The following is a 21,666-nucleotide window of genomic DNA, read 5'->3' on the forward strand; positions in this document are numbered from 1 at the left end:
AAGAAGGAATAGAGCATGTCACAACGTATCGAATGCAGTCGCCGCACCTGCCGCTGGACTGGTACAAAATCACAGTTAGAAGAAGTGTATGCAACAAATGGATTATATAACTGCGTTTGCCCTAAATGCGGCTGCGACTCTTATTACCAATTACCAGAGCCGATCATCACCGAGCGCGTAGAACACGCTAACGCCCTCATAAAAGTGATATCCGAGCATGGCCGTAAATTTTTCGACCATAAAGGCGCTTTAGCAACGCTTGAGCTGGATAAAAACGGCAAGGTTTGGGTGGTTGATGAGTATACCAAAGCGCGAATTTACACCCATTCAAGTGGTCGTTGGAGCGGGTTCCACCACGGAGGAACACTGCGTGACTTAGTGTCTCTCATGCGTGACTACATCACCAAAGGTACTTTGATTCACATCGACTGGATAGCGCCTACCCGCCGCAACCCTGATAACGGTGACATTTGGGGATATGGCAAAGAAGCCGCTGCCGCTGTTCGTGCTGCAGCTGCACAACTGCCAATCATCAAGCAAGGAGAGCAAGCATGATCCCATTATTCTACCTGTGCGACTCGCGCTCTAACGTTGGCAGTACTTGCCTGTTTTGGGCTCAAGATGGTTGCGGATATACCAGCGACTTAAACAAGGCCCATGTTTACACGCTTGAAGAAGCGCAGCGCAAATTCAACAGCCGTCACACAGACGTTCCGCTAGAAAAAACGCTGGTTGATGAACTTGCACGCAGCAGGGTTGATTGCCAATACCTGCCAGCAGATGGCGAAAAAGCCGGATGTGGTGAATACGTTATCTCGCCAAAAGGCAAGTGGGACGGTAACGATGTTTATTGGTTAACTTTTGATTTTTTGAGTGTTAACTACAAAGGCGCAGCGGTATTCAGTTACCGCAACGCCATTGCACGTATCGATGAACTTGGCATTGATGCAAACATCTACGCCAAGGCTGATATCGATGCCATCGCTCGCCGTACTTTTCAAGCCGCCAACGTCAACGAACGCCGCATGATCACCGCTGCAGGCATTCGCAAACCCAAACGCCCACGCACTCGCCAAACCACAGGTAAAGCTCGTGGCAATTGCCCACATTGCGGCTGTATCACTTGGGGTTTAAATCCTTACGAAAACTATACCTGCGCTGAGCAATACAGCGAACGCAATGGCCTTAGCTTTGTTGTGTCGGATACCTGCGAAGAATTGAAAGCGAGCAAGGCAAGGAGAAAAGCAGCATGAAACAGCGCCCTATTATCTTCAATACCGAAATGGTGCAAGCCATTGTTGATGGCCGTAAAACGCAAACTCGCCGTCAAATGAATCCACAACCAAAGCCTGACACTGAAACATCTCAGGGCGGTTATTGGTTTCCTTGTGCAGCATTTCAGTCGATGGTCCATGTAGAGGATTTTCAACATCCATTCTCGCGCGGCATGGCTAGTGACGCTTGCCCAATTTGCTCAGTAGGCGATCAGCTTTATGTGCGTGAGACTTTTGCAGATTGTGGCCCAAGGCTTACGTATAAGGCAGATAAGGATGATGGCGCTCACTGCGTTGTTAAACGCTGGACTCCATCAATCCACATGCCACGTTCTTGCGCTCGCATTATCCTCGAAGTAACTAATGTTCGTGTAGAGCGAGTACAACACATAAGCGAGCGTGACGCATGGGCAGAAGGGTTTGAAGGTTACGACGATGATGTGACTGGAGGTAAAAGCGGTTACTCAGAGTTTTGCGAAGCTTGGCAGTCAATCTACGGTGAACAATCTTGGCAATCAAATCCTTGGGTTTGGGTGATTGAGTTCAAGGTGATCAGCACCACAGGCGGTGCAGCATGACTAAAACCGCACCACGCGAAATGCTCTACTTACTCGCTGGCAGTGAGTCAGAGCGCAAACTCGACTTGCTGCTATCGCTAACGCGCATTACATCCGAGCCAACTATTGCAGCCCTAAAGCTGCACTACACCACAGGCTTGGATCCAGAACGCTGCGCCGCTCGCCACTTTATCGAGCTATCAAACCTGATGCGCGCCACAACCACGCTCAACAACACTATGGGCGTGATTGAGGCAATCAAAGAAATCGACTGGGAAAAGCATCTTGCCAAATTAGCCGCGGCGAATGCGCGCATCGCACAGCTCGAAACACAGCTAGAAACACAATTAGCCAGTTATCAGTTAACTGATTCAAAGGAGCATGCTGCATGAGCACCAAAGACAGCTACCGCACCCCGCCAGCGGTATTTAAATACTACCACCGTCAATACCGCTTTAAGCTCGATGCAGCCGCAAGCGATAACAATCACCTGCACCGCAATTACATCACTGAGGAGCAAAATACTCATGAGTCTGACTGGTTCAGTGCAGCATTTGCTATCAAAGGTAAAGCACTGCACATCAATGACCGAAAAGGCTTTACAGGTAATTACGCTTGGATGAACCCTCCTTACTCCGATATCGGCCCTTTTGTTGAAACCGCGATTAAATGGCAAGAACAAGGCTTTGGTTGCGTCATGCTAGTGATGATGGATCAATCCGTTGGCTGGTATAAGCGTGCCGTTCAACACTGCCAAGAGGTGCATTTAGTCATCGGTGGCCGCTTATCCTTTATCGACCCAGTAACAGGCAAACCCGCCAACGGCAATAACAAAGGCTCAATGTTTTTAGTGTTCCAACCCTTCGGCAAGCCATGCATGCCAATTTATAAGCACGTTGAACGCGATCAACTGCTAAAGGGCGCAGAGGGCGACATACCAACAGAGATAGAAAGCCGCGATATTCCATCAACAGTTGAATCCGCTCAGCTCGATATCGAGGAACAGATAGCTCGGGATAGCACAGCAACAAACAGCCTATGGCCGATTGAAGTGCTCGACATAGCTAAAGAAGTATTCGCGCTTTGCGGCATAGAGAAACCCACTGAAATCCAATTCCAAGAAATCTGTGAAGAAGCCAATAGGCAGCGGTTAGAAGGTTATCCAACCGACTTAATCATTGATGACTTAGTAATGAACATGCCAACGGAGACAAAGTCATGCGCGGCTTAATCGTAGAAAACTTCGCTGGGGGTGGCGGTGCTTCCACTGGCATGGGCTGGGCGCTTGGTCGTAGTGTTGATGTTGCTATTAATCATTGCTTTGATGCGCTTGCAATGCACATAGCGAATCACCCGAACACCTTGCACTATTGCGAGTCGGTATTTGATATCGACCCAGTACAAGCGACAGCAGGTAAACCCGTTGATTTGGCGTGGTTCTCACCCGACTGCAAACACTTCAGCAAAGCCAAAGGTAGCAAGCCAGTCAATAAAGAGATTCGCGGCTTAGCGTGGGTAACTGTTAGATGGGCGATGAAAGTACGCCCTCGCGTGATGATGCTCGAAAACGTCGAGGAATTTAAAACGTGGGGGCCGTTAATTCAATGCCCGGTAACTGATGCAATGCACCCATGCCCTGAGCGCAAAGGTCAAACCTTTAACGCCTTTGTCAGCATGTTAAGCACAGGCATAGATGCAGATCACCCCGCACTTGCTGAATGCGTTGAAACCTTAGGCTTGCTCGATACCGCTAAATTGATTAACGGGCTGGGTTATAAGGTCGAGTGGCGCGAGCTACGGGCCTGTGACTATGGCGCCCCAACTATCCGTAAGCGTCTATTCATGATCGCCCGTTGTGATGGTCAGCCCATCGTTTGGCCTGAACCAACCCACGGCGCACCGGATAGCGAAGCGGTTAAATCTGGCAAGCTATTACCGTGGCGCACAGCCTCCGAGTGCATCGACTGGTCACTGCCCTGCAAATCAATATTTGGCCGTAAAAAGCCACTGGCTGAAAACACCATGAAGCGTATTGCTAAAGGCATTCAGCGCTTTGTGATTGATGCCAAAGAGCCGTTTATTGTGCCACAAAACATCACGCTAGCGCCCTTTATCACCGAGCACGCTAACGCCAGCAATCAACGCAATATGGCCGTTAATGAGCCATTGCGCACGATATGCGCCCAAGTCAAAGGCGGTCACTTTGCCGTAGTTCAGCCTGTACTTGCCGCCGCCAATATCTGCAAGCATTACGGCGGCAATTACACGGGACCAGGTGATGACCTAAACAACCCTTTACCAACAGTGACAACGGTTGATCACAATGCGCTGATCACCAGCCACATGATCAAACTGCGCGGAACTAACATCGGCTTTCCGATGGACGAACCCGCACACACGATCACCGCTGGCGGCTTACACCTCGGCGAAGTGCGCGCGTTCTTCATCAAATACTACGGCAACGAGCAAGACGGCGTGGCCTGTAACGAACCACTGCACACCATCACCACCAATGACCGCTTTGGCCTAGTGATGATCAAGGGTGAACCCTATCAAATAATCGATATCGGTATGCGCATGCTCGAACCCCATGAGCTGTTCGCCTGCCAAGGTTTCACCCCTGATTACATCATCAACAACTACAACGGCAAATCGACCAAAAAGCAGCAAGTCGCCCGTGTGGGCAACAGCGTACCGCCGCAATTTTCCGAAGCACTCACCCGCGCAAATCTCCCCGAGCTTTGCACTCAAACCGCCGAAGCGGCATAGGAGTCAGTATGAAATTCAATACAGAAACAGTTGGTCGTGATGGGTATGGTGATTATCAGCACTCACAACTTCCAAATTTTGACGGTGCCGAATGCATTTCTAAGGATGTGATTGAGCAGTGGCAAGCTGAAATGGATTTTCAGTTAGTTATTAACCGCATGGATACCGAAGTCACCGAAGATCATCCGGCATGGATTCATTACTTTGAAGATGGTGATGCTGGTTTTGGTGAGTGGAATCCAGAAGCGCCTAGTGCCGATGCCATTCTTTTATCAATTCACGATACCGAAGATGGCCCTGTTGCTTGGTGGGCTGTAGAACGCACCAAGGAAGCAGCATGAAGCAATCAACCGCAATTCGCGAAGCGCTTAAGAAGTGGTACGCCATGCCACGCGAACAAGCCGGCGGCTGCCAACAGTTTTTAAAACGACTCGCCGAGGAATTGGCAAAGGAAGGTAAGTGATGACAACAAAACGCAGAGTGTTATTAGACTGCAACGGCTCAAGCCAAATCAACGTAGAAGGCCTTGGGGTTTACGTTCCAGCAAGCGAACTGGCGCAACTTAAGCAAAAGCTGGGTATCGAGATTCAGCAATTGAAAGACCAAGTAAACGCAATGAAAGTTGATCTAGAAATTTTAGATCATGGTATGCCAATTAATAGAATTGCCGCGAAACAATTTGATTGGGTTGAGCGAATGGGATGGCATAACAAAACCGTTTTAGAGGCTTTGGCGCTTATCGCCTCAGAAGTTGGTGAGGCGGTAAATGAATGCCGTGGCGATGCTCCATCAGACTGCTTTGGCACCGAACTGGCAGATATCATCCTTAGGGTTGTGGATCTAGCCCAATGGCAAGGAATAGATATCGGCGCCACCATCGCAAATAAAATGGCGATTAATGAACAGCGCGGTACTCGCGGCAGAAGAATCTAATAAGGCAGGTGCATGATGTCTCTGAATGATCGCATGAATTTGCTTATCGAAGAAAACCAGCGGCTAAAAGCCGAGGTTGCAAAACTTAAGGATCAAGTGTCAACCCTCAGCCAGCGCCCTGAGTTTGATCTATCAACTGTCCATGGCCGCGAGCAAGCAGTGGTTGCTCGATTAGATAGAATGTGGATGAAATGAATAGCATATCTGAACTGTATCTATCAGGTTTAACGATTGAAGAAGTGGCCGCCGAAACTGGCATATCGATTTGGACAGTAAGAAGCAGAGTCCGCAAACTCGGCATTAGCCGCCCGCGCAAAGTAGCGATAAAACTATCAAAGCGTAAGCCGAACCGAGAAACGCGCAACGATGGCTATCTGGACAAACTCGAAAAGAAAGAAGCAGCGTTATACATCAAAGCAAACCAACTATTTAAACCAGTTGCCGCAAACTAATAAAAGGGCCAAACGGCCCTTTTATTTTATCTCGTTTTTAAGTTGCTCAATCTGCCGATCAATCGAAGCCACCTGTGTATCTGCCTGTTGCGCTATAGCTGCCATTTCCTGCGCCAAGCTTTGCTGCCAAGTGGCACCTGCTAAGTTGTTATTCGCATACTGTCTGCTTTCGCGGAGGTTACGCAACCGCTGATCACGAGCAGCAATTACCCGCTTACGATTACCCTCAAGCCGAGTGATCTCACGAGTAATACGTTGCTTCTCAATATAGGTACTGATTTCTTTTTTCTTATCAGAAATTGGAACAACTGACGCCGAGTTTGATTGAGTATAAGTATTCCCACTTTTAATGAAGCTACCTACCCCACTTAAATCAACTGGCTTGCTCGTTTCATCACATGGATCGGCTTGATACTTTCCATCAGCACATTTATAGACTTCGGCAAAGGCCGAAAAAGTAGGACAGACCGTTAACATCACCGCAAGTATTATTAAAGTTTTTCTATCCATAGATCACCTCAATGTTTATCACGCAATCATATCACCAGCGGGGAACCACAAAACAACTTTTTAAAATCGGTGATCCTATGGTGAACCACACTTTTTATCACATCATGTAAATCAAACAGTTAAATTAAAATCTTACCAATCCAACATGGGCGCAACGCTAAATGTCCTATCGATTGGAATAGCTGATATAACAGGGGGTTTACTCATTTTAGATTGAATCATTACACTCACATTTTAAGCTGTTTTTACACATTTGTGCATTTGTCTAATTGCCGGGCATCCTGTGAGGTATCCCAAATTATAAGATTGAGCGCTCAAGATGGTGTTCCCAGTAATTGACCTGAAAACACGTACTGAACAACACACTACAAATGCGTCGTTAGGGTGAAGCAAAAAAGTGAGACAGTTTACAGCGAACATCGTACTTTTACAAAGTCAGCTAAGACACTCAAGGCCAAGACACCTTTTTGATAGCACTCCACAATGCCGAAAATAGCCATATAAAATGGGATTACGTAAGACGCGATGGGATAGAGAGTTGAGTAGCAACGCCTTCTCACAAGTTCAAGTGCAAATAAAAGTCGAGTGACTCCATAAAAAGGCTAAAAAACTTTGCAGCATCGGCACTCATGAGCCACTATGAATGGGGCTAATGCAGCCGATATATTGCCATTTTTTGTATGTATGAGACGTAAAACAACGCTATTTGACGATAAGCGTCTTCCAAGCAAACTTATGAACCATCATACAAAACGGTCTAAACAATAAAGGACACGGTTATATGGAGCTTTAACTGCCTATAACTCAGATAAATGATAAGAATATCTTTAAATTAGCCTCACATTTATAGCTGTCTCATCTAAGCTGATAGAGTGTGATCAAGATTGCTGTCGATAAGCAACTTTTCTAATAGCCTTAAGCAATGCCATTACTCCATGGTTTAGGCTCAAAAGAGGACAAACTTAGGCATGAACGTTAATTTTATTAATCCTTTCCTCCAATCTTTGCTCAATGTCATATCTACGATGGCGAGCATGGATTTGACGCCGGGCAAACCCCAAATCAAAGTAGATAACTTAGCAAAGGGTGATGTATCCGGCCTAATCGGTCTTGTAGGACCCCAAACAAAAGGATCACTGTCGATTACCTTCGAACAAAAGCTTGTTTTGCAGATAATGCAGAATATGCTGGGCGAAAATCCGGGTAAAATTAACGAGGAAGTGACTGATTTAGTAGGCGAAATTACGAATATGGTGACTGGTGGCGCAAAAAATCTTTTGGGTCAAAAAGGCTATGAATTTGAAATGGCCACTCCTATGGTCGTATCAGGAAAAGGCCATACTATTTCCCATAAAGCTAATGGCACTAAGATTATCATGCCATTTACAAGCCCGCATGGTACTGCTTATATTGAAATATGTTTTGAAAACTAATAGCTTAAATGCATCAAGCCAGTCAGCTCAAAATACATTAAATATCCTGTCGCTCTGGATCTTATGTTTCATTCGCTTATTTAAAGCCAGATAACAAAGATCAGAACGGCTGGTTTACCGTAACCTGAATTGAGATATTTTTATCGTCTATTTTGCCGCCTAACACCAGTTCAGCACAGCTTCATCCTCAGGTCCAAAACATATTGCGTCGCCAACGGTGAACTGCAAACCACTATTTTGCTTATCTCAGCCCTACTGGTTCGACACTTCTCCCGCTAATAAATACATATAATTCATAGTGTTATTTGCAGTAACCACTCGTGTAGTGACAATTATTCATCCTGACACTTTATATAAAAGAAAACGGTGTTTAATCACCCTTTTCTTACTAAAAAGTGTCCCAGAATAATTCCATCTGTCAGGGTTAAGCTAAGCAAACAGCAACCCTTGGCGTAAGCTTAGTGACTAATTCGTAAGCGATAGTGCCAATATGTTCAGCGACTTCCTCCACGGGTAATGCCTTACCCCACAGCAATGCACTATCCCCAACTTTATCTTGTGCCCCTTGGCCTAAGTCAACAGTCAACATGTCCATAGAAACACGGCCGACTATGGGTACGCGGCGACCATTGACCCACACGGGTGTGCCTTCCGGTGCATTGCGAGGATAACCATCACCATAACCAATCGCCACTACGCCTAAACGAGTATCTTGCTTCGCGGTCCAGAAACAACCATAGCCCACTGGCTGATTGGCTTTATGATCCCGTACCGCAATCAACTGTGATACCAATTCCATCGCAGGAACTAGCCCGTGATTAGCACCGCAATCACCAGTAACAGGAGATACACCATAGAGTGCGATACCAGGACGGATCCAATCGCCTTGGCTCTGAGGCCAATACAAGGCACCAGCAGAGTTTGCTAAGGTTCTAAATCCGGGCAAGCCTGCCGTTAACGTATTAAAAGCCGCCATCTGTACTGAGGTATAGGTGTTTTCAGGCTCGTCCGCACAGGCAAAATGTGTCATCAAATGGATCGGTTTTGCCACATTAGGACAGGCCATTAACCTTGCGTAAACCGTTGAAAATTGTTCGGGCGTAAAACCTAAACGATGCATGCCTGAATCCACTTTAAGCCAGACAGTGACAGGTTTTGACAACACAGTTTGCTCTAACATTTCAAGCTGAGAGCTGTGGTGCACTACAGTGTCGATATCATGCCCGACGAGTAACGGAAGATCGGTGGCACGGAAAAAACCTTCTAGTAATAACAAACGCGCTGTCACGCCGCCCGCTCGTAATTCTAAGGCCTCATCCAATCGTGCTAGGCCAAAGCCATCGGCATTGACTAAACAATTAGCGACATTCAATAATCCATGACCATAACCGTTCGCTTTAACGACGGCCATCACACGACTCGCTGGTGCCTGTTGACGCAACGCAGCGAGATTGGTTTGCAGTGCACTACTGCTAATTTCTGCACGGGGAAAAGGGTTCAAAATTTACCTTGTTTACTCAGGAAATAAAAAGTCACGGATATAAAAAATACATCAATACAGCTCATCTTCTGCAAACGCAAACTGACTGTTTTTAAACGTCAATTAATCTTCTTCAAACTGCGGCCCTGCATAATTATCGAAACGCGAAAATTGCCCTTGGAAAGTGAGTCGCACCCGACCAATGGGGCCGTTACGTTGCTTACCAATGATTATTTCTGCCGTGCCTTTATCTTGAGAATCGTTGTTATACACTTCATCGCGATAAATAAACATGATGAGATCCGCATCTTGCTCGATAGCGCCCGATTCACGTAAATCCGAGTTAACAGGACGTTTATCGGCCCTTTGTTCGAGCGAGCGGTTAAGCTGCGACAGGGCAATAATCGGGATTTCCAACTCTTTGGCTAATGCTTTCAGCGAGCGTGAAATTTCAGAAATTTCTAAGGTACGGTTATCTTTTAAGGCGGGCACCTGCATTAACTGCAGGTAATCTATCATGATCATAGATAAACCACCGTACTCACGGGCGATACGACGCGCGCGGCTGCGAACTTCTGTCGGGGTTAATCCCGAACCATCATCAATATACATTTTACCTTGCTCGAGCATGATCCCCATGGTCGATGAAACCCGCGCCCAATCTTCATCATCGAGCTGACCAGTACGGATTTTGGTTTGATCAACGCGGCCCAAGGAGGCCAGCATACGCATCATAATCTGTTCTGACGGCATCTCGAGACTGAAGATAAGTACGGGTTTATCTTCATTCATTGCGGCCTGTTCGCACAAGTTCATCGCAAAGGTGGTTTTACCCATAGAAGGACGCGCCGCAACAATAATTAAGTCGCCAGACTGAAACCCTGCGGTCATTTTATCCAGATCGTTAAAACCGCTCGATACTCCAGTCACACCGTTGTGGGGGTTGTTATAAAGCTGCTCAATCTTATCGACGGTTTTTTCCAGAATAGTTTTGATACCTTCGGGACCTTCATTAGCATTGGTTCGCATCTCGGCGATCTTAAATACTTTACTCTCAGCAAGGTCGAGTAATTCACCCGAGTCACGACCTTCTGGGTTATAGCCCGCATCGGCAATCTCATGCGCGACGCGGATCATGTCACGCACCACGGCCCGTTCACGGACGATTTCAGCGTAAGATAAAATATTACCCGCACTTGGGGTATTTTTCGCAATCTCACCTAAATAGGCAAAACCACCGGCATCTTCTAATTGATTTTCAACTTCTAACTGTTCAGAAACAGTGATCAAATCGATCGGTTGCCCTAAATCGACCAATCTGTGCATGGCAGAAAAGATCATCTTATGTGAGCGAGAGTAAAAATCCTCTTTTACGACAGCCTCTGCGACCCTGTCCCACGCTTCGGCATCTAACATCAAGCCGCCTAATACCGATTGTTCAGCCTCAATTGAATGCGGTGGCAGCTTGAGTCCATCAAGCTGCAAATCTCTTGGCTTACTTTTAGGCTTAAAAGCACCTTGTTGTGACATTAACGCTCCCGATTTCCAACAACTTAACAAAATATGATATAAAACCCGCGTCAAGCAAACAGGATGTTTACACTCGCCTGTTATTTCATTCCAACGGACACTCTAACAATCAATAAGGAAAGAACATGCGTATTGCATTGGTTGCGGCCTTAGTACTGACATCCGGCATAGCAACTGCCGACGAAGGACAATGGCAACCTTATCAAATGCCTTCAATTGCAGACAAACTCAGTGAACGCGGAATCGATATTCCGGCAGAAAAACTGGCCGATCTGACAAGTTATCCAATGAACGCCGTGGTTGGGCTGGGCTATTGTACCGCCAGTTTTGTCTCCCCCCAAGGGCTAGTTGTGACAAACCACCATTGTGCCTACAAGGCGATACAATATAACACTAAGCAAGAGCATAACTACCTAGAACAAGGCTTTTTAGCAACATCGATGGACAAGGAACCCTCTGCCGGTCCTAACGAACGTTTATACATCACAGAAGCAGTGACCAATGTCACCGCGCAAATCAATAAAGACCTCAGCCAAGACCCGCTAAGTCGTTACGAAGATATTCAAAATCACAGTAAAGCGCTCATCAAAAGCTGTGAAGCCGATGCTAACTATCGTTGTAATGTGCGCAGTTTCCATAACGGCTTAGAATACTACTTAATCAAGCAATTGATGATCCGCGATGTGCGCTTAGTCTACGCACCACCTGAAAGTGTTGGGGGCTATGGTGGCGATATTGATAACTATGAATATCCACGCCATTCGGGTGATTTTGCCTTCCTACGAGCTTACGTCGGAAAAGATGGCAAACCCGCCGCGTATAGCGACAATAACATTCCTTACCAACCAAAGAGCTACCTTAAGGTCAATGCCGATGGCGTAAAAGCCGGTGATGGCGTGTTTGTGGCGGGTTACCCAGGCACGACTAGCCGTTACAACCTGACCAGTGAACTTAAATTTGCCAGTGATTGGTTGTACCCAACCCAAGCTAAGCGTTATCAATTACAGATTGATACTATCGAGGCTATGGGACAAAAAGATGCCGATATCGCTATTAAGTACGCAGGTAATATGGCCTCAATGGCCAACCGGATGAAGAAACTCAACGGCCTATTAGCGGGTTTTAAAGCAACGGATATCATTGGCATTAAGCAAAGCCGTGAAGATAATTTTTTAGCTTGGCTTAAACAAAACCCTAAGCTAAATCAAAATCTCATTGCTGAGTTAGAAGTGTTACTCGCCGAGCAACAACAAGCATTCCAAAGTAATTACTACTTTACCAATGCCCAATCGAGCACATTGTTAACCGCAGCAAACAGCCTCTACCGTCTTGCTAAAGAAAAACAAAAGCCCGATGCCGAGCGTGAGCAAGGCTACCAAGAACGTGATATTGCTATGCTAAGCTCACGTCTTAAACGTATCGATTCAAGTTTTGATGTCACTGTTGATAAGACTTTGTGGCTACAGGATTTAAATGCTTACCTTAGCCAATCAAATCGCGTAGCAGCACTCGATGAAATGCTAAGTGTGAACACTAAAGATGCCGATCTCGCAGCTAAACTCGATGGTTTGTACTCACTCACTACGCTCACAGACCAAGCTAAGCGCCTCGCGTGGATGAATGCCGATGCTAGCGCTTTCGAAACCAGTGCCGATCCCTTTATTCGTTTAGCCGTAGCACTTTACGACACGAATATGGCACAGGAAAAGTCAGAAAAAATCTTAGACGGCAAGCTGTCTAGTGCTCGCCCTGATTATATGGCGGCCGTAATCGAATACTACAAAGCAAACAACTGGCCAGTCTATCCTGACGCCAACGGTACGCTACGGATCAGCTATGGCATGGTTGATGGTTATCAATCACGTGATGCGCTCTATAAACAGCCGTTTACTCGTCTTGATGGCATAGTCGCAAAACACACAGGCGTTGAGCCCTATAATGCGCCGAAAAAACTCCTCGATGCGATTAGCGAACAACGTTTTGGCGATCATCTGGTGAAGTCGGTTTATCAAGATCCCCGCGGCTGGATTTGCCGTCTGTTCTCTTGCTTAGATAAACCAGAAGAATTTAACTCAGTACCGGTTAATTTCTTATCCAGCGTGGACACCACAGGCGGCAACTCCGGCTCACCAGTCTTCAACGGAAAAGGTGAGTTAGTGGGCCTTAACTTCGACTCAACCTATGAAGCTATCACTAAAGATTGGTTCTTCAACCCAACCATCACTCGCGCGGTGCACGTGGATATTCGCTATATCCTGTGGATGATGGATGAAGTCGACCATGCCGATAACTTAATCCAAGAATTGGATTTAGTGAGAAATTAATACCTTGAGCTAAATCCGTTGCTCTAAACAAAAAGCCGCTCACTGTTATGCAGTAAGCGGCTTTTATTTGGGCTCGTATTTTAGCAGCGAATACACTTTGGGATGATGAGATTGAATGAGTAGGCGCGTATCACCTATTGCTTAAATCCATCGCAGAGCCGATATCAAAACCTAAATACACTCAAATCCTAAATTTCAGCCATAAAAAAACACCGCCGAAGCGGTGTTTCTCTTAATACAAGCTAAGATTAAAGCAAGGAGTAATTAAGCTTCTGCAACGATAGAAACTTTAACAACAGCTTTAACTTCAGTGTGTAACTGAACTTCAACTTCGAAGTCGCCAGTAGTACGCAGAGCGCCTAATGGTAAACGAACTTCTGATTTAGCCAGCTCAACACCAGCAGCAGTCACTGCATCAGCGATGTCACGGTTGCCAACTGAACCAAACAGTTTGCCTTCATCACCCGCTTTAGAAGCAATAACAACAGCTTCCAGTGCAGTGATTTTCTCAGCACGTAGGTTAGCAGCAGCTAATTCAGCAGCTAATTTAGCTTCTAATTCAGCGCGACGAGCTTCAAATACTTTAACGTTGCTTTCGTTAGCAACAACAGCTTTACCTTGTGGCAAAAGGTAGTTACGAGCGTAACCAGCTTTAACAGTAACTTGGTCACCCAAGTTGCCTAGGTTAGCGATTTTATCAAGCAGAATAACGTTCATTATCAAATCCTCTATATTCGATTAGGAATACTGCAATTACTGATGTAAATCAGTGTATGGCAGTAGAGAAAGATAACGAGCACGCTTGATAGCGCGAGCTAGTTGGCGCTGATATTTAGCACTAGTACCAGTGATACGGCTAGGAACAATCTTGCCGCTTTCAGTGATGTAGTTCTTTAAAGTAACGATATCTTTGTAATCAATTTCTGCAACACCTTCAGCGGTGAAACGGCAGAACTTGCGACGACGGAAATAACGTGCCATGTTGACAGTCTCCTAAGTTTTCAATTCGACATTTTCGGCATGGATGACTAAGCGGTTCTGACCATTACGCCCCTGTTGAAGCGTCATAAAGCCTTGCACTTGTACTTCCACACCTGCTTTCAGATCTTCTGCGACGCTTTCAAAGCGTGGGCCACTCAATATCACTTGAATTTGTACGTAGACGTTGCGGAGCATTTCGGCTTCATAACGCTGCGATTTGTGTTCCAACATAATTACACTGTGTGCAATACCTGCTGGGCTTTTAAAGCGTCTTGAACGAGTTATCGTTCCTGACAACACCAAGTTATTGGTGGTCACAGATTACCTTACTCAGCGATTTCTTCAGCGTGAGCTTCATCATATGAGCGTTCGCCAGCTGGGCCACGACGTGAATCGCGCTCATCTCTAGCTCTAGCCATTGGAGATGCTTCAGTAACGGCAACTTTAGTACGCATTACCATGTTACGCAGAACTGCGTCGTTGAAACGGAAAGCTGTTTCTAGCTCTTCGATCGTCTCTGCTTTAGCTTCAACGTTCATCAGAACGTAGTGAGCTTTATGCAGGTCAAGGATTGGGTAAGCCAGTTGACGACGGCCCCAATCTTCTAAACGGTGGATTGTGCCGTTAGCTTCGGTGATAACACCTGTGTAACGCTCAATCATACCTGGTACTTGTTCACTTTGATCTGGGTGAACCATAAATACGATTTCGTAATGACGCATTTATTGCTCCTTACGGTTATGTAGCCTCGGTATTGGCTCAGTCAAACCAAATGGAGGCAAGGAACGAAAAATAGTGACTGATTTGAGCGCGAGATAGTACAGAAAGCAAGCCAGAAACTCAAGCAATAACTTTGCCTCGCCAATCAATACAGGTATGATGGCGGTTCGCCTACATTCGGACGTCTGAAATCAGCTAACCAAGAATAAAACATAATGCTAAAAGTTATTGCGCCAATCAGTTTGTTTTTCCTTTCATTTCCAGCACTTGCGCTTGTTCCACCTGATTATCAGGAACCGCCCAGCGATTTTACCGCGGAAATCGAAGCCGGCTTGCAACTGAACACAGGCAATACCGAATCCAGCAGTTTTAATGGTCGAACCCAACTGATTTACGATACAAAGCAAACCAAGCAAGAAGCCACACTAAAAGCCTATTTTGCCTCAGAAAAAAGTCAAACAACCTCCGAAAAATATGAGCTACAGTTACAATCGAACTATAAACTGACTAAGGGTTATGTCTTCGGACGTGGTGATTTTACTTGGGATCAATTCGGTAGTTACACGCAAATATCAACGCTTTCGAGTGGTTACGGTTTCAATGCTATCAGTAGTTATAAAACAAAACTCAGTCTCGAGTTCGGCCCAGGTTATCGATATAACTTACCTGCAGAATCGGTAACCATCCCCAGCCCTGATGCCGAAAAAGATGTCATTCTTCGTACCGCTGCCAAATTCTCTCAAAAACTACAGGAATACAGCAGTCTCAATGCCGATCTCACCGCGGAAGTGGGCGAGAACAACAACACCCTCACCTTAGATATGAACTATAAAAATCTGGTGTTCCAAGATTGGGCATTTAAGATCGGGATGAACGTCAAATACACTGAAGTGGTACCAGAAGGAAGCCAACCTATGGATACCATCACCACCTTCAACTTGCTTTACACTTTTAGATAACTCCTTTTAAAAAATACGACGAAATACATAGACTAACATGACGCTAATAGCCTACTCGGCTGGCGTCTATGTGAATGCTTCACAAGCATCCCCTTGAGTTGTTCCGACATAATTCAGTGATTTTTTGAGCAGAAATGCGCAATTAATCAAGATTTACCAACAATTTGCAACACAACATAAACACTAACCCCTGATATACTCACTCCTCATTATCAATCTAGTTTGTGTTTTCGGAGTTGTATATGACTAATCCGCTGCGCACTTTCGCCTCTTTATATAGCACCACATTATTAATGGTATTAGCCGGCGGCTTGCTTACCACCTATCTTGGGCTCAGGCTCTCAGTAATGAATGTGCCACAAATATGGATTGGCGGCATGATGTCGGCCTACTATGTTGGCCTAGTGGCAGGCTCTAAGATTGGTCATCGACTTATCGCTCAAGTGGGTCATATCCGCGCCTTTGTCGCCAGTGCTGGCATAGTCGCTGCATCGGCATTAGGCCATGCACTCGTAGATGAGCTAGCGGTTTGGCTGCTCCTCAGACTCGTGGTCGGCATGGGGATGATGTGCCAATACATGGTGTTAGAAAGTTGGCTTAACGAACAAGCTGAAAGTAATCAAAGGGGCACAGTGTTTGCGAGTTATATGATCGTATCTTACTTCGGCTTAATCTTGGGCCAAGGTGCGATCAGTATTTTCCCCGAATTAGGACTAGAGCCACTACTGCTTATCGCAATTTGTTTCTCACTCTGTATCGTACCGATTTCACTCACGCGTCGTCTTCACCCTGCGCCCTTAGTCCCTGCCCCACTCAAAATTGCCTATTACTGGAAAAAAGCACCACAAGCACTCACGACAATCGCGATTGGTAGCATGATAGTGGGTTCGTTTTATGGTCTCGCTCCCGCCTACGCCAGTAACTTAGGTTTACCGCCTGAAAAAGTCGCCACGTATATGACGGCAACGATTTTAGCGGGATTACTGGCACAGTGGCCAATGGGAAAATTGTCCGACATTATGTCCCGCAGTCGCCTTATCCGTATCAACTGCATATTGCTCGGTATCTTAGCCTTAGCTATCGCCATAACCCCCTATCATCCGGTGATTTCACTGGTGATGACTTTCCTATTTGGTATTTTAGGTTTCACTTTCTATCCGCTCGCCACAGCGCTTGCCAACTCTCGAGTAGAGCAAAATGAGCGGGTCGGCTTATCAGCAACAATATTATTAACCTTCGGCTTAGGCGCCAGTATCGGTCCGCTTATCGCATCGACATTAATGCAATGGTTTGGCAATAACATGTTATATGGCTTTATGTCAGCCTGTACCTTAATACTCTTTGTGCGTTTACGTTATGTACATTCACAGCAAAAAGTCGAAACTAATGTCACCCAAGACTACATAATGGCGACGGGCGACTTAGTCTCTTCACCACTGGCGGCAGCGCTGGATCCACGAGTTGATGTCGAATCGATTCAAGAACATATGACACCCAGTGCTAACTTAGATGAAGCGGAATATGATTTAGGGGCTGATGGTGTCGATGACGATATTATCGACTCAAATGACAGTGATGAGGAGCAACTCGCCTTCAGTTTCGATATTGAGCAAGCAGAGCCTGAAGCCGCTCAAATAGATGAAACTGATAGCAATCAGGTTAACCTAGACAAAGCGCTGACGTAAAAAAGGCCAATAAAAAACGGATTAACTTTATATCGTTAATCCGCCTTTTTTATTACGACCAGTGGTTACTGCAGGTTGTGACTTAAAGCCTGATACTCCATGTGTGAGATCAGGCAAACGTGAGCATATTAGCTACGACGCTGACGCACTGCTTCAAACAAACAAATACCCGTTGCAACCGATACGTTCAAGCTCGACACGCTACCCGCCATAGGGATAGAGATCAGTGAATCGCAAGACTCACGGCTTAATCGGCGTAAACCTTTATCTTCCGCACCCATGGCAATCGCCAATGGCCCCTTGAGATCGGCTTGATAAAGCTCGCAATCTGCCTCGCCCGCAGTGCCCACAATCCACACACCTTTATCCTGCAGGTGACGCATAGTGCGCGCAAGATTAGTCACTTGAAATAAAGGCACTGTTTCCGCAGCGCCACATGCCACTTTACTCACAGTCGCAGTTAAGCCAACTGAATTGTCTTTAGGCACGATAATACCTTGCACGCCAGCCGCATCAGCATTACGTAGACAAGCGCCTAAGTTATGGGGATCCGTCACACCATCCAAGATCAACAGGAATGCTTGCTCAGTGTTAGCAAGCAGCACATCTAAATCTTGCTCATTCAACACTTTCGCCGCTTTAACGCGCGCGACTATGCCTTGATGTTGACTGCTTTCCGCTTTGTCATCTAAGGCTTTACGAGAAGCGACTTGAATCGTCGTGCCAAAGGCTTTGGCCTGATCGGCCAGCACAGTTAAGCGCTCATCGTCACGACCTTGTAACAGCCACAACTCAATAATGCGCTCAGGGCTGTGTTTTAACAGGGCTTCAACTGCGTGGATCCCAAAAATAATATCTTGTTTTTTCATTTATTTCTTTCTCGTGCTCCGCTTAGCGGCTTTTGGCTTTTTAGCCGGATCTTTTACTGCTGCTTTTTTAGCTTTAGTGCCAGCTTTGGCCTTAGGTTTGGTTTTGCCTGTTTCAGCCTTGGCGCTAGATGCCGCGGTTTTGCCTGCTTTACCTTGCTTAGCGCCTTCACGATTAACGCGCTCACGGGCTGTCATCGGCTTATCACGGCTGGCAGATGCTTTACGCTTACCACCTTTGCCGTCATCACCCAGCATAACCAAATCAATCTGTCTGTCATCTAAGTTGACTGCAGCAACCTTAACCGTCACAGGATCGCCGACTTGATAAACTTGACCTGTGTGCTCACCGATAAGACGTTGACGCATAGGGTCGAATTGGTAGTAATCGCTACCTAGACTTGAGATATGCACTAAGCCATCGATAAACAGTTCATTTAAGCGCACAAACAAACCAAAACTGGTCACTGAGGCAATCACAGCTTCAAAGGTATCGCCGACGTGATCTTGCATAAACTCGCACTTGAGCCAATCGCTAACATCGCGAGTCGCTTCATCGGCACGACGTTCTGTGGTCGAACACTCTTCGCCTAATTGGTCGAGCTCATCGAGCTGATAGTGATAGCCACCATCCTGCGTCCACTTCTCAGTGGCTTCGCCTCTTTCCTTCGCCAGTAAATAACGGATCACACGATGTAACACTAAATCCGGATAGCGGCGAATGGGCGAGGTAAAATGCGCATATTCTTCTAAGGCTAAACCGAAGTGACCTTCGTTATCCGGAGTGTAAATTGCCTGACGCATAGAGCGCAGTAACATCACTTGGATAAGTTCAGCATCAGGGCGGTCGGCAATTTGCAACATCACATTCTGATAATCTGACGGCGTAGGCTCAAGTCCACCGGGCATGCTTAAACCACGCTCAGCAAGGAACTCTTTAAAGTTTGCCAATTTTTGCTCGGATGGCGCTTCATGCACACGATACAAGACTTCGCCTTTGTGTTTCTTCACAAACTTAGCTGCAGAAACGTTGGCTAAAATCATACATTCTTCAATAATTTTATGGGCTTGATTACGGCCACGCGGCACGATTTTATCAATTTTGCGCTGCTCATTGAAAATGAACTGCGTTTCCATGGTTTCAAACGCAATCGCACCACGCTCGGCTCTTTGCTCATCGAGCGCTAAATACAATGACTGTAAACACTGCAAATGCGGAAAAAAAGCCTCATGCTCAGGCGCAATGGGGCCGCCTTCTAACATTGCTGCCACTTGGGTATAAGTGAAACGGGCATGGGAATACATCACAGCCGGATAAAACTTATAACCTGATAACTTACCTTTAGCAGATACGGTCATCTCGGCGACCATACATAAACGGTCGACGTGGGGATTAAGCGAACACAGGCCGTTGGAGATTTTCTCCGGCAGCATAGGGATCACTTGTGATGGGAAATACACTGAGTTACCACGGGCACGTGCTTCGGTATCTAAGGCAGAATCGGTACGCACATAATAACTAACGTCCGCAATCGCAACCCATAAACGCCAGCCGCCACCGGCTTTTTTCTCCGCGTACACGGCATCGTCAAAATCGCGGGCGTCTTCACCGTCTATAGTCACTAATGGCAGATGACGTAAATCCACACGACCGACTTTATCGGCGTCGGTTACTTCATCGGGAATACGGCGCAGTTTCTTCTCGATCACAGGTGACCAAGTATGGGGTAAATCATAATTACGCAGGGCAATTTCAATTTCCATCCCCGGCGCCATTTGCTTGCCGAGCACTTCAGTCACTTTACCCGCAGCCTTAACAAAACGGCCAGGGCGACGCGTTAATTCAACCACAACCACATCGCCTTGGCGGGCGCCGTTGCGATCTTCATTCGCGACTAAAATTTCTTGGGTAATACGCTTATCATCGGCAATGACAAATGCCATACCGCTATCGACATGATAACGGCCAACAATCGCGGCACTTCGCGGCTGGATCAGACGAACCAAACGCGCTTCGCGACGGCCACGACGATCTGTGCCCGCTTTTTGCGCCAGCACTTTATCACCGTGGAAATACATCAGCATGTCGCGGTTCGAAATAAATAAGTCATCACCGCCTTCATCGGGTTTGAAAAAGCCGAAGCCTTCTCTGTGTCCGAGCACAGTGCCGGGGATCAGATCCATTTTCTCGGGTAAGCCATAGCTCTGCCCACGAGTGAACACCAGTTCGCCATCGCGTTCCATCGCACGTAGGCGACGGCGCAAGGCCTCAAGTTGTTCTTCCTCTTGGATGTTTAACGCCGCGGCAATGCTGTCACGAGTGATAGGTGATTTTTGAGAACGTAAGTAATCGAGAATATACTCACGGCTTGGGATAGGGTTTTCGTACTTATCCTGTTCACGCTCAAAATGAGGGTCTTTGATCATTCAATATCCAAATAATGTGTCTCTAGATTAAGAGACCACTTAACGGGTTCGCAACTGTTCTTGCTGGGCCCGCGCCACTGCACTGGGGGGCATTTTAGCTGCTAACACCTGCAGTAAAGACAAGGCTTTATTCTTAGTCGCCTCGTCCGCAAATACATCGTTATATAACCAGTGATAGGCCATCTCGTAATCCCTAGGACTACCATAACCTTCACCGAATAAACGAACTAACATCATACGAGCGGATAAACTGCCACTTGCAGCCGCAGGCAGTAAATAATGCACTGCTCTGTCTTTATTGCGGATGACAAATTTCCCACTCTGATAATACTCGGCAAGCTTTAACATCGCTTCTGAGCTACCTTGTTCGGCCGAGTCACGTAACAAAGCAATACCCTTCACAGGGTTAGCCTTCACACACGTTCCATGATTGAGCATTTCGCCCCAAAGAAATTGATATAAAGGCTGTTTTAAGACTTGGGCTCGCGCCTCAATGTCTTGGACTAACTGGCAATCATCACGTTTCACTTTCGCTAAGTATTGATTACTACGGATCAAATCAAGCAATTGATCTTGACTATAAATATCTACCGCCTGCGTTTCAGCAAAGCACATTGAAGATACTAAAGGCAGTAGCGCAACGAGTGCTGTACGTAGCATAACGACTCTCAATGACAGTAGGATGAATACTTGCATCGGCAGTATAACCTATTTCTTGAGCTTGAGCTGAATTTCTAACCGCAGAATAAAACAGAGAAAGGCATAA

At 46.3% G+C, this 21,666-nt stretch carries 25 protein-coding genes; 15 read left to right on the top strand and 10 right to left on the bottom strand.

Features of this window, described 5'->3' with window-relative positions:
• Window positions 1-15 precede the first annotated feature (15 nt).
• The 11 genes from L5L97_RS09870 to L5L97_RS09920 are packed head-to-tail and all read left to right on the top strand — an operon-like array spanning window position 16 to window position 5,985.
• Entirely contained in the window at window positions 16-555 is a 540-nt protein-coding gene (locus L5L97_RS09870; RefSeq protein WP_263181710.1) for a hypothetical protein, read from the top strand.
• Window positions 552-1,253 (top strand): hypothetical protein, encoded by a 702-nt coding sequence (locus L5L97_RS09875; protein ID WP_263181711.1) that lies wholly within the window; start codon window positions 552-554, stop codon window positions 1,251-1,253. The genes L5L97_RS09870 and L5L97_RS09875 overlap by 4 nt, the downstream gene beginning before the upstream one ends.
• Window positions 1,250-1,852: an ASCH domain-containing protein gene (locus L5L97_RS09880; protein ID WP_263181712.1), complete on the top strand. Its 603-nt coding sequence runs from the start codon at window positions 1,250-1,252 to the stop codon at window positions 1,850-1,852. The genes L5L97_RS09875 and L5L97_RS09880 overlap by 4 nt, the downstream gene beginning before the upstream one ends.
• A complete protein-coding gene (locus tag L5L97_RS09885; RefSeq protein WP_263181713.1) occupies window positions 1,849-2,223 on the top strand; it encodes a hypothetical protein in 375 nt (124 codons plus the stop codon). Before L5L97_RS09880 ends, L5L97_RS09885 begins: the two co-directional genes overlap by 4 nt.
• Window positions 2,220-3,062 carry a phage N-6-adenine-methyltransferase gene (locus L5L97_RS09890; RefSeq protein WP_263181714.1) on the top strand — a complete coding sequence of 281 codons (843 nt, stop codon included), beginning with the start codon at window positions 2,220-2,222 and terminating at the stop codon, window positions 3,060-3,062. The genes L5L97_RS09885 and L5L97_RS09890 overlap by 4 nt, the downstream gene beginning before the upstream one ends.
• Window positions 3,050-4,600, top strand: a complete 1,551-nt coding sequence (locus L5L97_RS09895; RefSeq protein ID WP_263181715.1) for a DNA cytosine methyltransferase — start codon at window positions 3,050-3,052, stop codon at window positions 4,598-4,600. The genes L5L97_RS09890 and L5L97_RS09895 overlap by 13 nt, the downstream gene beginning before the upstream one ends.
• 8 nt (window positions 4,601-4,608) lie before the next feature.
• The gene (locus L5L97_RS09900; protein ID WP_115334963.1) at window positions 4,609-4,941 is read left to right on the top strand and encodes a hypothetical protein; all 333 of its coding nucleotides are present in this window, start codon (window positions 4,609-4,611) and stop codon (window positions 4,939-4,941) included.
• Window positions 4,938-5,063: a hypothetical protein gene (locus L5L97_RS09905; RefSeq protein WP_263181716.1), complete on the top strand. Its 126-nt coding sequence runs from the start codon at window positions 4,938-4,940 to the stop codon at window positions 5,061-5,063. Before L5L97_RS09900 ends, L5L97_RS09905 begins: the two co-directional genes overlap by 4 nt.
• Entirely contained in the window at window positions 5,063-5,533 is a 471-nt protein-coding gene (locus L5L97_RS09910; protein WP_263181718.1) for a hypothetical protein, read from the top strand. Before L5L97_RS09905 ends, L5L97_RS09910 begins: the two co-directional genes overlap by 1 nt.
• A 12-nt stretch (window positions 5,534-5,545) precedes the next feature.
• Complete coding sequence (locus L5L97_RS09915) at window positions 5,546-5,728, top strand: hypothetical protein (RefSeq protein ID WP_263181719.1); 183 nt, start codon at window positions 5,546-5,548, stop codon at window positions 5,726-5,728.
• Window positions 5,725-5,985, top strand: a complete 261-nt coding sequence (locus L5L97_RS09920) for a hypothetical protein (RefSeq protein ID WP_263181720.1) — start codon at window positions 5,725-5,727, stop codon at window positions 5,983-5,985. The genes L5L97_RS09915 and L5L97_RS09920 overlap by 4 nt, the downstream gene beginning before the upstream one ends.
• A gap of 21 nt (window positions 5,986-6,006) precedes the next feature.
• Here L5L97_RS09920 and L5L97_RS09925 read toward each other — a convergent pair whose 3' ends face one another.
• Window positions 6,007-6,495, bottom strand: a complete 489-nt coding sequence (locus L5L97_RS09925; RefSeq protein ID WP_263181721.1) for a hypothetical protein — start codon at window positions 6,493-6,495, stop codon at window positions 6,007-6,009.
• A 968-nt stretch (window positions 6,496-7,463) separates the two neighbouring features.
• Here L5L97_RS09925 and L5L97_RS09930 point away from each other — a divergent pair.
• Window positions 7,464-7,928: a chemotaxis protein CheX gene (locus L5L97_RS09930; RefSeq protein WP_105251417.1), complete on the top strand. Its 465-nt coding sequence runs from the start codon at window positions 7,464-7,466 to the stop codon at window positions 7,926-7,928.
• Between the two features lie 424 nt (window positions 7,929-8,352).
• Here the strand turns inward: L5L97_RS09930 and alr are convergent, their stop codons facing one another.
• Together alr and dnaB are read right to left on the bottom strand one after the other, a co-directional pair.
• Complete coding sequence (gene alr / locus L5L97_RS09935) at window positions 8,353-9,429, bottom strand: alanine racemase (protein ID WP_219250590.1); 1,077 nt, start codon at window positions 9,427-9,429, stop codon at window positions 8,353-8,355.
• Between the two features lie 102 nt (window positions 9,430-9,531).
• Window positions 9,532-10,938 (bottom strand): replicative DNA helicase, encoded by a 1,407-nt coding sequence (gene dnaB, locus L5L97_RS09940; protein ID WP_105251415.1) that lies wholly within the window; start codon window positions 10,936-10,938, stop codon window positions 9,532-9,534.
• Between the two features lie 125 nt (window positions 10,939-11,063).
• On the opposite strand from dnaB, the gene L5L97_RS09945 reads away from it, so the two are divergent.
• The gene (locus L5L97_RS09945) at window positions 11,064-13,262 is read left to right on the top strand and encodes a S46 family peptidase (RefSeq protein ID WP_263181722.1); all 2,199 of its coding nucleotides are present in this window, start codon (window positions 11,064-11,066) and stop codon (window positions 13,260-13,262) included.
• Window positions 13,263-13,526: 264 nt separating this feature from the next.
• Here the strand turns inward: L5L97_RS09945 and rplI are convergent, their stop codons facing one another.
• The 4 genes from rplI to rpsF are packed head-to-tail and all read right to left on the bottom strand — an operon-like array spanning window position 13,527 to window position 14,965.
• A complete protein-coding gene (gene rplI / locus L5L97_RS09950) occupies window positions 13,527-13,979 on the bottom strand; it encodes a 50S ribosomal protein L9 (protein ID WP_113939970.1) in 453 nt (150 codons plus the stop codon).
• A 36-nt stretch (window positions 13,980-14,015) separates the two neighbouring features.
• Window positions 14,016-14,243: a 30S ribosomal protein S18 gene (gene rpsR / locus L5L97_RS09955; protein ID WP_006083042.1), complete on the bottom strand. Its 228-nt coding sequence runs from the start codon at window positions 14,241-14,243 to the stop codon at window positions 14,016-14,018.
• A gap of 12 nt (window positions 14,244-14,255) precedes the next feature.
• Window positions 14,256-14,561, bottom strand: coding sequence for a primosomal replication protein N (gene priB / locus L5L97_RS09960; RefSeq protein WP_105251411.1), 306 nt, complete (start codon window positions 14,559-14,561; stop codon window positions 14,256-14,258).
• An 8-nt stretch (window positions 14,562-14,569) separates the two neighbouring features.
• The gene (rpsF, locus tag L5L97_RS09965) at window positions 14,570-14,965 is read right to left on the bottom strand and encodes a 30S ribosomal protein S6 (RefSeq protein WP_105251410.1); all 396 of its coding nucleotides are present in this window, start codon (window positions 14,963-14,965) and stop codon (window positions 14,570-14,572) included.
• 213 nt (window positions 14,966-15,178) lie between these two features.
• Here rpsF and L5L97_RS09970 point away from each other — a divergent pair, with 213 nt between their 5' ends.
• Together L5L97_RS09970 and L5L97_RS09975 are read left to right on the top strand one after the other, a co-directional pair.
• A complete protein-coding gene (locus L5L97_RS09970) occupies window positions 15,179-15,922 on the top strand; it encodes a YdiY family protein (RefSeq protein ID WP_263181724.1) in 744 nt (247 codons plus the stop codon).
• A 242-nt stretch (window positions 15,923-16,164) separates the two neighbouring features.
• Window positions 16,165-17,607 carry an MFS transporter gene (locus L5L97_RS09975; RefSeq protein WP_263181725.1) on the top strand — a complete coding sequence of 481 codons (1,443 nt, stop codon included), beginning with the start codon at window positions 16,165-16,167 and terminating at the stop codon, window positions 17,605-17,607.
• Window positions 17,608-17,735: 128 nt separating this feature from the next.
• Here L5L97_RS09975 and rlmB read toward each other — a convergent pair whose 3' ends face one another.
• From rlmB to motX, 3 genes are read right to left on the bottom strand one after another with little or no spacing between them, the layout of a single operon-like run.
• Window positions 17,736-18,476: a 23S rRNA (guanosine(2251)-2'-O)-methyltransferase RlmB gene (gene rlmB, locus L5L97_RS09980; protein WP_263164665.1), complete on the bottom strand. Its 741-nt coding sequence runs from the start codon at window positions 18,474-18,476 to the stop codon at window positions 17,736-17,738.
• Window positions 18,477-20,900 carry a ribonuclease R gene (gene rnr / locus L5L97_RS09985; protein ID WP_263181726.1) on the bottom strand — a complete coding sequence of 808 codons (2,424 nt, stop codon included), beginning with the start codon at window positions 20,898-20,900 and terminating at the stop codon, window positions 18,477-18,479.
• Window positions 20,901-20,939: 39 nt separating this feature from the next.
• Window positions 20,940-21,596, bottom strand: a complete 657-nt coding sequence (gene motX / locus L5L97_RS09990; RefSeq protein ID WP_113939975.1) for a flagellar protein MotX — start codon at window positions 21,594-21,596, stop codon at window positions 20,940-20,942.
• Window positions 21,597-21,666 lie beyond the last annotated feature (70 nt).

Origin of the sequence: Shewanella sp. SM71 (assembly GCF_025653905.1) — a bacterium.
Classification (GTDB): Bacteria; Pseudomonadota; Gammaproteobacteria; order Enterobacterales; family Shewanellaceae; genus Shewanella; species Shewanella oncorhynchi.

Bases quoted from the DNA above. Each gene is read 5' to 3' on its own strand.
- L5L97_RS09870 (WP_263181710.1), top strand. From the start codon at position 16: ATGTCACAACGTATCGAATGCAGTCGCCGCACCTGCCGCTGGACTGGT.
- L5L97_RS09875 (WP_263181711.1), top strand. From the start codon at position 552: ATGATCCCATTATTCTACCTGTGCGACTCGCGCTCTAACGTTGGCAGT.
- L5L97_RS09880 (WP_263181712.1), top strand. From the start codon at position 1,250: ATGAAACAGCGCCCTATTATCTTCAATACCGAAATGGTGCAAGCCATT.
- L5L97_RS09885 (WP_263181713.1), top strand. From the start codon at position 1,849: ATGACTAAAACCGCACCACGCGAAATGCTCTACTTACTCGCTGGCAGT.
- L5L97_RS09890 (WP_263181714.1), top strand. From the start codon at position 2,220: ATGAGCACCAAAGACAGCTACCGCACCCCGCCAGCGGTATTTAAATAC.
- L5L97_RS09895 (WP_263181715.1), top strand. From the start codon at position 3,050: ATGCGCGGCTTAATCGTAGAAAACTTCGCTGGGGGTGGCGGTGCTTCC.
- L5L97_RS09900 (WP_115334963.1), top strand. From the start codon at position 4,609: ATGAAATTCAATACAGAAACAGTTGGTCGTGATGGGTATGGTGATTAT.
- L5L97_RS09905 (WP_263181716.1), top strand. From the start codon at position 4,938: ATGAAGCAATCAACCGCAATTCGCGAAGCGCTTAAGAAGTGGTACGCC.
- L5L97_RS09910 (WP_263181718.1), top strand. From the start codon at position 5,063: ATGACAACAAAACGCAGAGTGTTATTAGACTGCAACGGCTCAAGCCAA.
- L5L97_RS09915 (WP_263181719.1), top strand. From the start codon at position 5,546: ATGATGTCTCTGAATGATCGCATGAATTTGCTTATCGAAGAAAACCAG.
- L5L97_RS09920 (WP_263181720.1), top strand. From the start codon at position 5,725: ATGAATAGCATATCTGAACTGTATCTATCAGGTTTAACGATTGAAGAA.
- L5L97_RS09925 (WP_263181721.1), bottom strand. From the start codon at position 6,495: ATGGATAGAAAAACTTTAATAATACTTGCGGTGATGTTAACGGTCTGT.
- L5L97_RS09930 (WP_105251417.1), top strand. From the start codon at position 7,464: ATGAACGTTAATTTTATTAATCCTTTCCTCCAATCTTTGCTCAATGTC.
- dnaB (WP_105251415.1), bottom strand. From the start codon at position 10,938: ATGTCACAACAAGGTGCTTTTAAGCCTAAAAGTAAGCCAAGAGATTTG.
- L5L97_RS09945 (WP_263181722.1), top strand. From the start codon at position 11,064: ATGCGTATTGCATTGGTTGCGGCCTTAGTACTGACATCCGGCATAGCA.
- rplI (WP_113939970.1), bottom strand. From the start codon at position 13,979: ATGAACGTTATTCTGCTTGATAAAATCGCTAACCTAGGCAACTTGGGT.
- rpsR (WP_006083042.1), bottom strand. From the start codon at position 14,243: ATGGCACGTTATTTCCGTCGTCGCAAGTTCTGCCGTTTCACCGCTGAA.
- rpsF (WP_105251410.1), bottom strand. From the start codon at position 14,965: ATGCGTCATTACGAAATCGTATTTATGGTTCACCCAGATCAAAGTGAA.
- L5L97_RS09970 (WP_263181724.1), top strand. From the start codon at position 15,179: ATGCTAAAAGTTATTGCGCCAATCAGTTTGTTTTTCCTTTCATTTCCA.
- L5L97_RS09975 (WP_263181725.1), top strand. From the start codon at position 16,165: ATGACTAATCCGCTGCGCACTTTCGCCTCTTTATATAGCACCACATTA.
- rlmB (WP_263164665.1), bottom strand. From the start codon at position 18,476: ATGAAAAAACAAGATATTATTTTTGGGATCCACGCAGTTGAAGCCCTG.
- rnr (WP_263181726.1), bottom strand. From the start codon at position 20,900: ATGATCAAAGACCCTCATTTTGAGCGTGAACAGGATAAGTACGAAAAC.
- motX (WP_113939975.1), bottom strand. From the start codon at position 21,596: ATGCAAGTATTCATCCTACTGTCATTGAGAGTCGTTATGCTACGTACA.